Origin of the sequence: Vibrio hippocampi (genome assembly GCF_921292975.1) — a bacterium.
Classification (GTDB): domain Bacteria; phylum Pseudomonadota; class Gammaproteobacteria; order Enterobacterales; family Vibrionaceae; genus Vibrio; species Vibrio hippocampi.
This window is the reverse complement of sequence record NZ_CAKLCM010000003.1, coordinates 254,989-269,904: the sequence shown is the minus strand read 5'-3', so window position 1 is coordinate 269,904 and position 14,916 is coordinate 254,989. Positions and strand designations below refer to the sequence as shown.

Here is a 14,916-nt window from a genome sequence, read left to right as displayed (position 1 = left end):
ACGGAGAAAATCATAATGAAGACCCTACTAAAACTTACATTACTTGCTTCAACTATCGCAATAAGCTCGAACTTACTGGCTGCAACAACTTTGAAATTGGCACATGCAGCCCCTGAATCTGATTTGCAGCAAAATTTATCGCTGTTTTTCAAAAGTGAAGTGGAAGCACGCTCAAACGGCGAGATCAAAGTCAACATCTATCCCCAAGGTCAGCTAGGCAGTGATAAACAGATGATCGACGGTTCTCGTGCTGGAATTGTTGATTTAGCGATGGTTGGTTTAAACAACTACAGCGGCTTAATGCCTGAATCAGCGGCTTTTACTCTGCCTTTTATGTTCCCAAGCCGTGAAACTGCATACAGAGTGCTTGATGGTGAACCAGGTCAAGAAGTATTAGCAAGCTTCGAGAAGTTTGGTCTTAAAGGACTTGGATTTCCAGAAAACGGCTATCGCAACATGACCAACAATGAAAAACCTATCCGTACTCCAGCAGACGTAAAAGGGCTGCAAATGAGAGTCAATAACTCTAAAGCGCTTAACGATATGTTCAATGAGCTTGGTGCCAACCCGCAGCAACTCCCAGTATCGGAACTTTATACTGCACTTGAAACAGGCGTTGTCGACTCTCAAGACCACCCCATTTCTGTAACGCTTTCGTTCAAGTTCAATGAAGTTCAAAAATACCTGAGTCTTACACAACATGCTTACTCTCCTTTAGTTCTTACCATGAACCTACGTAAGTTCAACAGCCTAAGCACTGAAGAGCAAAAGATCATTGAAGAAGTTTCAGCAGAAGCGGTAGCGATGCAGCGTAAGCTTAGTATTGAGAAAGAAGACGAGATGATTGCAGAGCTTGAATCACAAGGTATGCAAGTCAACCGTGATGTCGACGGCGCAGCATTTCAACAAGCTATCCAACCTGTTTGGAATGCCTACATCGAGAAGAATGGCGACGCTATGATCAACAAGATCAAGGTTGCGGCTAAATAGCCTTAGTCAGGATTGCCTAGACAACTCGCCTAGTCAATCCTCTTTTTCATCTTCTTCCTATAATACGAACAACGGCAGTTTACTTATGTACCAAGAATTAAAGCAACGCGTTCTCGCTGCAAACTTACAGCTACCTAAATATGGTCTTGTCACCTTCACATGGGGCAACGTATCAGAAATTGATCGTAAACTTGGTGTGATTGCAATTAAGCCGTCAGGTGTGGAATACGATGTGATGACGGTCGATGATATCGTTGTTATCAATCTTGAGGGTAATCGTCTCGAAGGCAACCTGAATCCTTCAAGTGATACCGCAACGCACATTGAACTCTATAAAGCTTTCCCTACCATCGGCGGTGTTGTCCATACCCATTCACGTAATGCGACAATATGGGCGCAAGCTGGTCGAGATATTCCAGCTTTGGGGACCACACACGCCGATTACTTCTATGGCGATGTTCCTTGCACACGCTTACTGAGCAAGGAAGAGATCGAAACCGATTATGAGAAAAACACCGGACTCGTCATCGTTGAAGAGTTTAATCAGCGAGACATTGATCCTCAAGCCATCCCTGGAGCCATCATCGCTGGTCACGCACCATTTACTTGGGGTACAAATGGCTCAGATGCGGTACACAATGCTGTCGTTATGGAAGAAATTGCCGCAATGGCAACTGCAACACGAGCAATCAGTCCAAAAGTAACCATTCAACCAGAATTACTCGATAAGCACTACAAGCGCAAGCACGGTAAAAACTCATACTACGGGCAGAAGTGAGGGCGTTCAAATGTACAGATTATTGGCGTTAGATCTTGACGGGACAGTACTCAGCTCAGAGCACACCATCAGCCAAGAGTTAATCGAAACCATTCAACAGATCGCAGTTAACATACATGTGGTGATTGTAACGGGTCGCCATCATATCGCAGCGAAACCTTACTACGACCAACTTTGTCTATCAACGCCAATCATATGCTGTAACGGAACTTACACCTTTGACTATCAAAGTGACTCGGTAATCCAAGAAAACGCCATCGACAAAAATAAGGCAGAACAGTTCATCGTGCTCTCACAAGATCACGATTTAAAAATAGTGATGTACGTCCGTGACGCCATGCTCTACTCACGAACACGTCCAATTGGATATATGGAAGCGCTGCTAAAATGGTCACAAACCTTTCCAAAAGTCCAACGCCCTAACATTCAAAAAGTGGACGATTTTCAACTAGAAGCACAGCGCTCTGACTATGTTTGGAAGTTTGTTGTCGAGGGCGAAGTCGATAGTTTCGCCAAACTGCCATTCATAAAAGACAACTTCAACGGCGAGCGTTCGTGGGTTGACCGAGTCGATTTTGCTGCGACAGGCAACAGCAAGGGCAATGCACTAAGTCAGTATATTGCGCCATTAGGCATATCCCTAGATGAATGTATTGCAGTCGGGGACAATCACAACGATATCTCCATGTTGAAAGCTGCCGGTTTGGGTATAGCCATGCAAAATGCAGATGACACAGTAAAAAGCACCGCCGACCTTGTCACCGAAAAATCCAATGATGATAAGCGCGGCTTGGCAAAGTTATTAAGTCAAATTTGTCTCAATACTCATTAATATAAATCGAGAACTCTATGCTAGTCGGAAATACGCAACCTACTTCAATTACCAAGTCGTATCCTGCCGTTATCCAAAGCGTCTTGGAATACTTGAACAGTCTTGATCAAACTTGTCTCGCCTTAGGTCGTCACGAATTGCCAGGCTTTGATTCGGATAAAGTATGGTTTGTCATACTGGAATACGACAAACAACCCTTAGAGAACTTCAAACCTGAAGTTCATAAATACCATTCTGATTTGCAGATCGTGCTTGAAGGCAATGAAACCATGGCATGGTCTATCGACACGAATGAACACACGGACGCAGAACCCTATTTAGAGCAGCGTGACCTGCAGTACTACAACAATGACAGTATTGCGTTGAACTTCATTCACGCGACACCTAACCAGTTTTATTTGTTCACGCCCAATATTGTACACATCACTAATATCCAAAATGATGATAACCAGCCAGTAAGGAAGCTTGTGGTTAAGATTCATAACGACTTACTGGAAGCTAGATAATGAACTACTACATCGGTATTGATTCCGGCGGCACCTTTATGAAAGCAGCATTATTCGATGCTAAAGGTGCACAACTTGGGCTCGCTCGCGTGTCAGCGAGTGTAATCAACGATCAGCAGGGTTGGGTTGAACGTGATTTAGACACGCTTTGGCAAAATGCAGTTGACGTTATTAAACGGTTGTTATCAACGACTGACGTTAACCCCTCCAGTATCAAAGGACTGAGTATTTCCGCGCAAGGAAAAGGCGTTTACCTACTCGACAAGCAAGGCGAAAACCTAGGCTATGGCATAATGTCTTCCGATTCACGTTCTTTACCTATCGTCAAACAATGGTTGCAACAAGGCATTGCCGAGACTATCTATCCAATCACGTTACAGACTTTTTGGGCAGGACACCCAGTTTCCATTCTTCGCTGGCTCAAAGACAATGACACTGAGCGATATAACCGAATCGGTGCGGTACTTATGTCTCATGACTATTTAAGATATCGCCTAACGGGAGAAATAGCAGCCGAACTGACTAATATCTCTGAGAGTAACTTGTTTAATTCCATCACTGGCGAATACGATAAAGCACTACTGAAAACCTTCGGTATCGAAGAGATCTGGGACGCGCTACCTCCAATCATTAAACCGCAACAGCAAGCAGGAAAAATTACCGCGGCAATTGCTTTGCAAACAGGACTTGCAGAGGGTACACCAGTATTCGGCGGTCTATTTGATGTCGTCTCCACTGCCATCTGTGCAGGGATCAATTCTTCCGAAGACACACTCAATTACGTAATGGGCACGTGGGCGGTAACATCTGGTATTTCCAAGCAAGTCACTAAAGAGAACCATAACTTTGTCTATGGTCATTACGTCATTGACGATGAATACATTATTCATGAAGCCAGCCCGACTTCGGCAGGGAATTACGAATGGTTTGCAGATTATCTGGGCGAAAACGGTCAGCTCGACCACGCCCAAAACCAAGCTCTAGTGGCGGCGCTAGAACCAGCATCAAGCTCGGTCTATTTTGTGCCTTTCCTCTACGGCTCTAATCAAGGGTTAGGTCTAAAATCAGGCTTCTATGGTCTCCAATCACACCACACCAAAGGGCATCTAATTCAAGCTATCTGGGAAGGGATTCTTTTCTGTCACAACCTTCACCTTGAACGAATGCGTCAACGTTTTCCAAAGGCAAAAGTACTTAAAGTGACAGGTGGTCCAGCAATGAGTTCTATCTGGATGCAAATGTTGGCTGATTTTACGGGGATGACAGTGGAAATTCCAGCTGTTAGTGAAACAGGCTCATTGGGTGCTGCGATGATAGCCATGGTTGGCTCCGGAGAGTTTAAGTCACTTCATGAATGCACGAACAACATCACCAACTCGGTATCACGCATTGAACCCGACCCAGATAACTATCCAATTTACAAAAAGAAATACAACAACTACCAAAAACTGGTTCAGCTATTTAAACAATTTGAGGATGAAATAGATGCCTAAACCACTACTGCAAATGGCTCTAGATGCAACCGACCTCGAGACAGCTCTTACGTCAATCGAACATGTCGCAGACAAAATCGATGTCATTGAGATCGGTACTATTTTGGCGTTTTCTCATGGCGTGGATAGTGTGAAAGCCCTTCGCGAAAAATACCCAAATCATACTATCGTCTGCGACATGAAAATAACCGATGCAAGCGCCATTTTAGCGCGTCTGGCCATGGAGTCAGGCTGTAACTGGGTCACCGTCAGCGCCGCCGCCCATATTGAAACTATACGTTCAGCGAAAAACGTGACGGATAAGTTCAAGGGCGAGGTGCAAATTGAGCTTTACGGTCACTGGACGATGGAAGATGCCAAAGCTTGGGTCAATATGGGAATTACCCAAGCTATTTACCATCGCTCGCGTGACGCAGAACTCGCTGGCATCCATTGGACCCAAACCGATTTAGACAAAATGCAGGAATTATCGAATTTAGGAATTGAACTATCCATTACTGGTGGTATTGTGCCTGATGATCTGCATTTGTTTAAGAATCTTTCTGTTAAGTCATTTATTGCTGGTCGAGCGTTAGCTGACAGCAATGGACGTGAAGTGGCGGAAAGTTTTCACAATGAAATAGGAAAACATTGGTAGCACGTATATGAGTGAGCAAATTAAATCATTGTCTAAAGCGTTAATTGTACTGGAATTTCTAGGGAAATATCCGAACGGTGTTTCTCTACAAAAAGTGTCCGAAGGCACTGGCTTTATTAAGTCTTCGGTTCATCGCATTTTGGCAACATTTGAAGCCTCCGGATACGTTGCTCAAATGAGTTCTGGTAAAGAATATCGCCTCACTATGAAACTGGTACAACTTGGTCATGCTGCGATCAACTCTGATGTTACTGGAGCGGTCAAACCCTTCCTTTCAGAGTTACTCAACGACGTTAATGAAACCGTGAATTTTCTGTCGTTTGATGCTGACAATATCATTTTTAAAGACAAGTTCGAGCCAGTCAACGCTGCCTTTCGAACTCGTACCTATGTTGGGTTGCATTCACCTATGTACTGCTCAGCAGCAGGGAAATGTTACCTAGCATTCAGCACCGATGCCGTACGAGAAACTTATTGGCAGCGCAATGTCAGTACTATGAGACCGTTAACTGAGAATACCATCCTAGATAAATCTCAGTTTTTTAGCGTTCTCGACCAAATCAAAGCTCGTGGCTACGCACTGGATGATGAAGAGAACGAAGCTGGTATTTCTTGTGTTGCTGTTCCTATTTTTGACAAAAACCACACCCCGGTATACGCAGTCAGCGTTTCTTCACTAACGCCAAAAATGAAAGCACTAGGTTATGAAGAAATAGCCAGTAAAATTCAAGACATCACCGCGCGTATAGAGGGACAACTTTTTTAAGGAAAAAGTATGTTCAACACTCAAAACAAATTCAGATTAGGTATTTACGAAAAAGCAATGCCAGCGTCTCTTTCTTGGGAAGAACGCTTAGTTAAAGCCAAAGAAGCCGGGTTCGATTTTGTCGAAATTTCCATCGATGAAACAGACGAGCGACGTGCTCGGCTTGATTGGTCGGATGAAGATATATACCAACTTCGTCGCTTATGCGAAAAGCACGAAATGCCTTTGCAATCAATGTGCTTAAGTGCGCACCGCAAATTCCCATTTGGTTCCATGGATGAAAGTATTCGAGCTGAGTCCTATATCATTATCGAAAAAGCGACCGCTTTGGCATACAAACTTGGTATTCGTTGTATTCAAATGGCAGGTTATGACGTTTATTATGAACCTCAATCTGAAGAAACTCATCGCCACTTTATAGAGGGGATGAAGCAGGCGACAAAACTTGCAGAAAGAGCAGGTATCATGCTAGGCGTGGAGATCATGGATACGCCTTATCTCAACTCGTTAAGTAAGTTTGAAGTGCTTAAACGAGAAATTCCATCACCCTATTTCATGGCCTATCCCGATGTAGGAAATATCTCCGGTTGGAATTACGATGTATGTACTGAACTCAAATTGAGCCGAGATCATCTTGTTCAAGTTCACTTGAAAGACACCTTACGCGTTTCAGAAACCTGCGATGGTCAGTTCCGAGATTTGGTCATTGGTGAGGGTCAAGTAAACTTTGCTGAAATATTCAAAACCTTAGCCGATATCGACTACCGTGCGCCTCTTGTTATCGAAATGTGGGCACAAAATCGAAACTGGTTTGAGGATATTACTAAGGCTAAAGCAACTCTCAAATCTATCGCTAACCAATCTGGCTTTGAGCTTTAGAAAGCGATTGCCCCTCTGGGTCTAAGTGTTGGGAGTCATTTAGACCCAAGCTGAAGTAACAAGCAGAATGATTGCCCCCATGACAACACTTGCTTTTGCAAAGAAAAGTACCTCATTAAAAAACGACGGTTTGGTTGGAGTTTGACCATTTTCACAGTTAATTACTGTCACATTCATATTTAATTCTCATCGTGGAGTGTTCTGCAGCTATTTATGCATCGATATGTGATTGAAGTCAAATTATTGTTGTTTTTTCACACAACTTTAAGACCATTGTTACCGCGTCCGAAGTTGCGTATGGTGACTGGATCAGAAACTGCCTATCCTAACCAATCCGCCGTCGAGGGGCTATTGTCGCATCAGTAAAACTGGATGGCGTTCGTATCGTAAAAGGTCAGCAATACCTAAAGCTATATCAATGAACTGCTTTAATTACCTCTAAGGAAATGACCATGTCTCAAATCGCCCAAACTCCTAAGCCTCCATACTATGCCGTTATTTTTACTTCTTTTCGCACTGAAGGTGACAATGGCTATGGAGAAATGGCAGCTAAAATGCTTCATTTGGCAGAGCTTGAGGAAGGTTTCCTTGGTATAGAGTCTGCGCGAGATGACGTCGGTATCACCGTCTCATATTGGAAGAATTTGGCTTCCATTAAAAAGTGGAAAGAGAATGCGGAACACTTACAAGCTCAAAAAATTGGGCGTGAATCATGGTATGAGTCATTCAGAGTGCGTATTTCGCGAGTCGAGCGTGATTATGGAATCTAGGCGTTAAAGACAAAGGGGTTAAATTTTCCAATAACCCACATAACAGCTCACTCAAGCGTTTTACTTGGCAGCTCCAAAAACAAAGCACGTTTAACATCCGTGCATAAATTTTGTTTTTATTGATAAAAGCATTAAATAACGAGTCAAACCCCTCACGTCCAAAGCGCTTTACTTTGTTTGGAGCAACGATAGAATACTTGTTATTCAATAATCGAAAATGGATACATTTTCACAATAAATCTAAGGAGGAATTTATGTCTTTGTGGTGTGCAATCAACCCACTCTTCTTTGGTATGAAGGCTCGCTCAAGAGTTAATGATATCGCGTTGCGATAATCTCGACTTGAGCGAATAATTCCCTTTCGACGAAAAACGTCACCTAAAAACTTTCTCTCAAGCTCGAAGGATTATTGTCAACTTTGACAATGGCGCTGTGCGCCCAAGATTCTTGAGACAATTATGAGTACCTATTTAACTGCACAATCTCTAACACTTTCCTACACTTCTAGCGCTCTATTCAAAGCGCTCAATCTCACGGTTAATCGTGGCAATAAGATTGGTCTTATTGGTCATAATGGCTGTGGTAAAAGTTCATTGCTTAAAGTGCTCGATGGGCAATATGAACCCAGCGAAGGACATATCGCAAAGTCCAAACAATGCTTAATAAGCTATGTCGAACAGCATATTCCCTGCGAGTTACAAACCAAGACCATTCTGGATACATTGGCTGAAACGCTAACCGAAGATGATGACTGGCGAGCGAAGTTGCTGTTATCTGAGTTAGGCTTTTCTGAAACCGATTGGCAACTGTCGGTAAATAAGTGCAGTGGTGGTCAGCAAATGCGACTTCTACTTGCGCGAGCGATCATCAATGAGCCCGATTTATTATTGCTCGATGAGCCAAGCAACCACTTAGATCTGCCATCATTGATGTGGCTAGAGCAGTTCTTGTCGCAATGGAGAGGCGCTTTTGTACTCGTTTCCCACGACCAGACCCTGCTTGATTCAGTCACTGACACTACTTGGATTATGCGCGATCAATCGCTGCACCATTTTGCTCTGCCGTGTTCTCAAGCAAGAGATGCGCTCAAGGAAAAAGACGAGCAAGACAAAGCTCGTCACCTTAGTGAACAGAAGGAAATCGATCGTATCGAGAAAAGCGCGAAGCGGTTGGCACTGTGGGGCAAGGTCTATGACAACGAAGACTTGGCGAGAAAAGCCAAAACCATGCTTTCCAGAAAAGAACGTCTAGAACAGGAGCAAACCGAACTCAGTGAAGGTGCACCTTGGTACTTAAAGCTTCAAGGGGAAGCATTGCCTGCGAACCGCTTGGTGGAAATATCGCCTTTTGCTGTCAAGCCTGCACAAAGCCGTTCGACTCTTTTCGATATGGCAGAAATGCGTATCAAAAGTGGCGATAGAATTGCCATTTTAGGGAGTAACGGCTGTGGCAAATCAACCTTGCTGAACTTTTTACATCGACTCTACTTAGGAAAACAAGCCGAAGAAACCAGTCCCTTAGAAAGCAGCAAGTGCCCTGTTACCTTTCATGACCGCTGTCGATTAGGCTATTACGATCAATCACTTGAGCAACTGGATGATCACGATACGTTGGCTGATGCCTTGAGTCAGTTTGCTTCAATCAGCGATGAGCAAAGCAAACGTGCCTTAATCAGTGCTGGGTTCAGCTACATCAGACATGGTCAAAAAGTCCTATCACTGAGCGGTGGAGAGCGAGCCAGACTCTTGTTTGTCGGACTCACCTTAGCAAGATATCACCTACTCTTTCTTGATGAACCGACCAACCATCTAGACATGGAAGGAAAAGAAGAGCTTGTTGAAACCCTCAATGAGTTCGAAGGGGCAACGATTCTGGTCAGTCACGACCGTAGTTTGGTAGAACAGAGCTGTAATAGGTTCTGGCTGATTCAGAATGGTCAACTGACAGAGTATCTGACTGCTGAAGAGGTCTATCTAAACATTACCAAACAACCTGATTGCTTAGCGACCAACCCGTTGCCGACCGTGGAGACGAGTCTCCCGGACTCAAATCAACCACAGTCCCGAGAAGAGCACTTGCTGTCTAGAGAAGAGCAACAACTGTCGGGAGAAGAGCAACTGCTGTCGGGAGAAGAGCAACTGCTGGAGCGTTTAATAGAGTTGGAGTCATTTTTGGAGGATGATCGACAAAGAAAGCCCAAGCATCAAAAACCCAACTTACAAAAGCAATGGCAAGAGGAAATTGACCACATCAGTCGTCAACTTTAAGTCATCACCTTTGGCTATCCATTTGGGTAGCCTTTTTCTGCGTTATCACAATGAGCGTTACGTTAGGTAAAAGCGGGGTCACCCCATAGATTGGCAGGTTATTGAACGAGCTAATACACGCACACTTTATGGTCGAATTCGCATTGTACTAGGAATATATAAAATCCATATCATACTCCAGGTTGACACAGATCAAGTGTTTGGCTTCATTAAATCAATAAATTTGTAGATCCTCAGCTAAACTTAAAATTCATGTTATTTCATAGTCTAGGACGACATTGTTAAATAATAATCCAGTTTAATGAGTAGAGAACTATGTAAATAATATTAATACGATCAGAATTTCTTATGCACCACGACTATAGCCAGTAGCTACTGGCTAGAAAAGTTGAAATTACTGCAAAGACGGAAAGGAAATTGATATGCTTTTTATAACGAATAGAACCCCTAAGCAATCGGCTAGATCTAAAAAAAATCGAAAACTGTCTTTTAACTACGATACTACCGCTGTTTCCCAATATCTATATTTCTGCGAAAGGAATGATAAAAATGACTATACTGAAATCATGAATGTGGAATTTTTCCAGAGATTAAAAACGTTACCTGAAAAAACTCAGCTTCTGTTTTATATTCACGGATTCAATAATAATATGGAACCTGACATTTTTGAAAATGCCAAAAAATTACAGTCCCTAATAAATGAAAAATCACAAGATCTTGTTTATGTTGTTCCTATCATTTGGCCGTGTGATGATGATTCCGCTATCGCTTTTATCGATGATTACTGGGATGATCAGGATGCTGCCGACGCTAGTGGACCAGCATTTGCTCGTTTACTGGGAAAGTTTGATACCTGGCGTCGAGATACGAAACAACAAGAAGTACCATGCTTGAAAAGAATCAACATATTAGCGCATTCAATGGGAAACCGAGTATTAAATAATGCTTTAAACGACTGGGCAAAGAAATATTGCTCAGGAAATATGCCTCAGTTATTTCGAAATGTATTTATGATAGCTGCGGATGTAGAAAATGAAATTCTGGAGAAAAACCAATCGGGAAGGTATATCGTAGACTCGTGCAGAAACCTGGTTGTCTACTACGCAAATGATGATCTAGCTATGCCTGCATCTAAATTGGTAAATTTAAAAAACAAAACTGTATCACGTAGAATGGGAATGACAGGTCCTGAACAACTTTCAATATTACCGAAAAAAGTCTACGAAGTAGATTGTGATGACTTTAATAACGATTATGACTTAAAAGGGCACACTTATTTTTTAAGTGATAAAGATGGAAATGTAAGTCCTATCATTGAACATATGACTGGCGCAATAAAAAGTGGGCGTGTCAGTCCAAAAGAAAGAAGCTATGTGCTCAAGAAATAAGACAAAGGATAATGGTGTCTCAGGGAAAATCGTTGCTCGTGTTACACCTAAAGATCCCAATAACGTGGCTATCGTAACCCTTGGCGGTGCTGGTCATGAACCCGTGCTTAGTGGCTACGTCGGTCAAGGCATGCTCGATTACTCCGTTATCGGCGATATCTTGACCGCACTAGGTGCGCTTAATAGATTGGCAGGTTATTGAACGAGTTTCGTCAACAGCTGCCATTGCGCAACATTGGCAGGTCAGCCTTTTGTATTTGATCATAGAGCTTGCCGGGGTTAACGTCTAAGTTTGTTAATTAAGTTCATCTAGGGACCCTATGGATATTAAAGTACTAAAAAGTTTTGTTGCTGTTGCCACTCACCGTAGTTTTTCGAAAGCCGCGAAACAATTACACACGGTTCAGCCTGCTATTAGTCGCCATATCACAAGCTTGGAAGATGAATTAAGGACAAGTCTATTTTTTCGTACCTCTCGTGAAGTGGTCATTACTGCTGCTGGTGAGCGTTTGCTGCAAGATGCGGTAAAAATTATCGAGCAAACCGAACAAGCGAAGCTAGCGGTGATGCAAACTTCGACGGGTGTCATAGGTAGCTTGAAGATCGGTTACCTTGGGGGCGCGACTCTGAGCTTTTTACCTCAACTGGTTCGGCAGTACATCGCTGACCATCCTAATATTGACGTTGACCTTATCGAGATGACGGCTTCTGAACAGCTGGTCGCATTGGAAAAGCGAGAGATTGATATTAGCTTCTCGCGTCCTCTGCCAAGCAGCCTTTCCGAGGATTACGCTGCTACGAATATTTACACCGACAAATTGGTGGCGGTTGTACCCGTAACACATGAGCTTGCTCAACACACTTGCATTGATATCAAGCAGTTGGCAAACGACTCTTTTATCTTATTTGAACGTGAGCAAGCCATCGGCTTATTCGACACGATCATCATTCAATGCGGCTTATCCGGTTTTTCACCGATGATAAAGCAACAACCGCAGCAGATGCAGACCGTGTTAACTCAAGTTGCTTCTGGGTTGGGCGTATCTATTGCGCCCTATGCGATTCGTGATTTGCGCAGTGAAGGGTGTCGTTTTATTGAACTCAACTCTGTTGACGTTAGCATACCGCTGGTCATGATCTACAGCTCGCATACCCTGCCACCTACGGCGAGTGCCTTTGTAGACTTAGTAAAGACTGAAATTGATACTATCGCATTCGCTATGCAGTGAGCCTTGATTTATACACTTTTCGTATGGAATCTAGATTAAATAACTATTTTAGTTATTTAAGCGTTCACCTTACCATTTGCTTATTCCATTCCACTATCGAAATAAAAAGCCAAATTTAAGGTGTAACTATGTCAAACACGGTCAAAGAAACATTAAGCACCGGACGCTTATTACTGATGTCGAGCGCCGTCTCGGCAACAGCAGCCAACCTGTATTATAACCAGCCGATCTTACCCAAAATTGGGGCGGAACTCGGTCTAACAAGCGAACAATTAGGGACAGTGCCTGCGGCAGGTCAGATTGGCTACGCAGCCGCTTTGCTCTTGCTATCCCCATTGGGAGACACTGTTCCACGCAAACGCTTAATTGCGATTTTATCGATATTATTGGTGCTGTCATCACTGGTGGCGTTTTCTGCATCCAGTCTACTGTTTCTGGTTGCCGCTTGTTTTGCGATTGGCTTGAGTGCCAATATTACACAACAACTGATTCCGTTTGCGGCATCGTTAAGTACGCCGGAAACCAAAGGCAAAGTCATTGGCACTTTGATGACCGGTCTAACCGTGGGTATCTTGCTTTCTCGGACACTCAGTGGCTTTGTTGCTGAGTCGTTTGGATGGCGGGCAGTGTTTGTGATGTCTGCCACCATTGCGGCAATCTTTGGGGTGCTGCTGTATGCGCTTTTACCGATGAACACGCCGACAACAAAAATACCTTACCCAAAGCTTGTGGCAAGCATGGCGACATTGATCAAGCAACATGCCACGCTGCGTACTTCTGCATTAACTGGTGCGCTGTGGTTTGCTTCATTTAATGCGCTTTGGGCAACACTCGCGTTGCATGTCAGTGAATCACCGTTTAATTACAATGCTCAACAAGCTGGAATGTTTGGTGTCATTGCGCTGGCAGGTGTGATCGGGGCGAAAGTATCCGGTTCGCTAGTAAGCAAGTTTGGCTCTCGTAATATGATCAGTATGGCTTTAGTGATTATTGCTGCTGGTTTTGTTGTCTCGGGTCTGTTTGCTGATACATTGGTCGGATTGATTATCGGTATTATCCTTATCGACCTCGGTGTGTTCAGTGCTCAAGTATCAAACCAAGTCCGGGTATTTTCAATCGACCCACAAGCACAAAGTCGTATTAACGGTGTTTATATGCTGGCTTATTACCTTGGCGGCGCCTTTGGTTCATTTGCAGGTATTCAAGCGTTTGAACGCGCTGGCTGGCTTGGTGTCGTTGGCTTTAGTGTTGTCGTCGTGGCATTGGGGTTTATTGTTAACAGAGTGAGTAAACCATAGCCTACAAGTTTTAGGCTTGCTTCTGCCTTAAAGTATGCTGGAATCATTCCCCCCACACCACAGCTTTGACCGAAGGTGAGCTCGAAGCAGAACCATTATGCACAACTTGGGTCTGGTCGCAGAGAGATTCAGGCAACAGTTTTAAAAAGTGACTTGGGTATAACAGCACAACAAACCCACCAAAAAGACCGATAGTGTTTGCTCGAACACCATCGGTTTAGATGCACCGAAACTTAAAGCGGTTGTGCTTTTTTCTGTTGCCCAAAGCGATCGGCATCAACACCTTGCTTCCAGTAACCAACCGCAAAGATATTCAGTCGACTAAAACCGAGTTGTTCTTGAAGTACTGGACGTAAAGCCCGAATCGCCCCAGCTTCCAATCCCATGAATACATGGCTATCTTGAGGCATGCTAGTTGCGGTCTCTGTCACCAACTCAACAAGAGTCTGCTCTGTTTCATCTTCGATATGCCAGTGCGTATTGCTGGATGAATCGTAATCAAGATCAATCACATCACTGCGGGTTGGAACAGAGATGATCGCCTTAACGGTAGTGCCTGATGGAAAACGGGGAACATAGCCATTGATTGCATTCATTGACGTTAGGTCAGCAACTAATAAATAACTATGATGCTGAAAGTTGGTCAATTTTAGTGGTCCCGGTCCAGCAATACCAACCGGGTCACCTACCTTGGCTTGCTTTGCCCAATCTGTCGCGGGCCCTTGGTGACGATTAATTACAAAGTCTAAATGAAGTGAATGGCTCTGTTTATCAAACTGACGGATCGTATAAGAGCGCTTCTTATGCTCGCCACTTTCATCTTGAGGAAGAAACACTTTAACGTAACTGCCTTGTTGATCCTCTGGGAAATCAGCAAGGCTGTCACCCGTCACCACAATCCTGCGCAGGTGAGAGGAAAGCTCAATCACTTCTTTAACAGTGTTGACGGGACATATATGGTCACTTCAATCTTTACTTGATTGGAGTGACCATATATGTCCTGATAACAAACCTTGAGGAATGACACTCCCTACGACGTCTCCCCTTCGAAGGAAGGGGTCTACTTACGGACGGCGCTTGCTG

The 14,916-nt window shown here is 43.7% G+C and carries 15 protein-coding genes and 1 pseudogene; 15 read left to right on the top strand and 1 reads right to left on the bottom strand.

The genetic code is table 11. The features are described 5' to 3' along the window. Positions 1-15 precede the first annotated feature (15 nt). From L9Q39_RS14240 to L9Q39_RS14170, 15 genes and pseudogenes are all read left to right on the top strand, one after another. Positions 16-990, top strand: a complete 975-nt coding sequence (locus tag L9Q39_RS14240) for a TRAP transporter substrate-binding protein (protein WP_237485771.1) — start codon at positions 16-18, stop codon at positions 988-990. An 85-nt stretch (positions 991-1,075) separates the two neighbouring features. Next, the gene (locus tag L9Q39_RS14235; protein ID WP_237485770.1) at positions 1,076-1,768 is read left to right on the top strand and encodes an L-ribulose-5-phosphate 4-epimerase; all 693 of its coding nucleotides are present in this window, start codon (positions 1,076-1,078) and stop codon (positions 1,766-1,768) included. Positions 1,769-1,778: 10 nt separating this feature from the next. Beyond that, positions 1,779-2,600: a Cof-type HAD-IIB family hydrolase gene (locus L9Q39_RS14230; protein WP_237485769.1), complete on the top strand. Its 822-nt coding sequence runs from the start codon at positions 1,779-1,781 to the stop codon at positions 2,598-2,600. A gap of 17 nt (positions 2,601-2,617) precedes the next feature. Beyond that, positions 2,618-3,106, top strand: coding sequence for a NanQ anomerase/TabA/YiaL family protein (locus L9Q39_RS14225; RefSeq protein WP_237485768.1), 489 nt, complete (start codon positions 2,618-2,620; stop codon positions 3,104-3,106). Beyond that, positions 3,106-4,599, top strand: coding sequence for an FGGY-family carbohydrate kinase (locus L9Q39_RS14220; protein WP_237485767.1), 1,494 nt, complete (start codon positions 3,106-3,108; stop codon positions 4,597-4,599). The genes L9Q39_RS14225 and L9Q39_RS14220 overlap by 1 nt, the downstream gene beginning before the upstream one ends. Further along, positions 4,592-5,236, top strand: a complete 645-nt coding sequence (locus L9Q39_RS14215) for a 3-keto-L-gulonate-6-phosphate decarboxylase UlaD (RefSeq protein WP_237485766.1) — start codon at positions 4,592-4,594, stop codon at positions 5,234-5,236. The genes L9Q39_RS14220 and L9Q39_RS14215 overlap by 8 nt, the downstream gene beginning before the upstream one ends. A 7-nt stretch (positions 5,237-5,243) precedes the next feature. Further along, a complete protein-coding gene (locus L9Q39_RS14210) occupies positions 5,244-6,002 on the top strand; it encodes an IclR family transcriptional regulator (protein WP_237485765.1) in 759 nt (252 codons plus the stop codon). A 9-nt stretch (positions 6,003-6,011) separates the two neighbouring features. Beyond that, the gene (locus L9Q39_RS14205; RefSeq protein WP_237485764.1) at positions 6,012-6,881 is read left to right on the top strand and encodes an L-ribulose-5-phosphate 3-epimerase; all 870 of its coding nucleotides are present in this window, start codon (positions 6,012-6,014) and stop codon (positions 6,879-6,881) included. Between the two features lie 335 nt (positions 6,882-7,216). Beyond that, positions 7,217-7,300: pseudogene (locus L9Q39_RS14200) on the top strand (GFA family protein); the annotation flags it as partial. A 33-nt stretch (positions 7,301-7,333) separates the two neighbouring features. Beyond that, positions 7,334-7,651, top strand: a complete 318-nt coding sequence (locus L9Q39_RS14195) for an antibiotic biosynthesis monooxygenase family protein (RefSeq protein ID WP_237485763.1) — start codon at positions 7,334-7,336, stop codon at positions 7,649-7,651. A 458-nt stretch (positions 7,652-8,109) separates the two neighbouring features. Then, on the top strand, positions 8,110-9,918 hold the full coding sequence (locus tag L9Q39_RS14190; protein WP_237485762.1) for an ABC-F family ATP-binding cassette domain-containing protein: 1,809 nt from the start codon (positions 8,110-8,112) through the stop codon (positions 9,916-9,918). A gap of 422 nt (positions 9,919-10,340) precedes the next feature. Next, a complete protein-coding gene (locus L9Q39_RS14185; protein WP_237485761.1) occupies positions 10,341-11,306 on the top strand; it encodes an alpha/beta hydrolase in 966 nt (321 codons plus the stop codon). Continuing rightward, positions 11,290-11,508 (top strand): dihydroxyacetone kinase subunit DhaK, encoded by a 219-nt coding sequence (locus L9Q39_RS14180; protein WP_237485760.1) that lies wholly within the window; start codon positions 11,290-11,292, stop codon positions 11,506-11,508. Before L9Q39_RS14185 ends, L9Q39_RS14180 begins: the two co-directional genes overlap by 17 nt. Positions 11,509-11,626: 118 nt before the next feature. Further along, on the top strand, positions 11,627-12,535 hold the full coding sequence (locus tag L9Q39_RS14175; protein ID WP_237485759.1) for a LysR family transcriptional regulator: 909 nt from the start codon (positions 11,627-11,629) through the stop codon (positions 12,533-12,535). Positions 12,536-12,663: 128 nt separating this feature from the next. Further along, complete coding sequence (locus L9Q39_RS14170) at positions 12,664-13,833, top strand: MFS transporter (RefSeq protein ID WP_237485758.1); 1,170 nt, start codon at positions 12,664-12,666, stop codon at positions 13,831-13,833. 233 nt (positions 13,834-14,066) lie between these two features. On the opposite strand, the gene L9Q39_RS14165 is transcribed toward L9Q39_RS14170, so the two are convergent. Beyond that, positions 14,067-14,762 carry a siderophore-interacting protein gene (locus tag L9Q39_RS14165; protein ID WP_237485757.1) on the bottom strand — a complete coding sequence of 232 codons (696 nt, stop codon included), beginning with the start codon at positions 14,760-14,762 and terminating at the stop codon, positions 14,067-14,069. Positions 14,763-14,916: the final 154 nt, after the last annotated feature.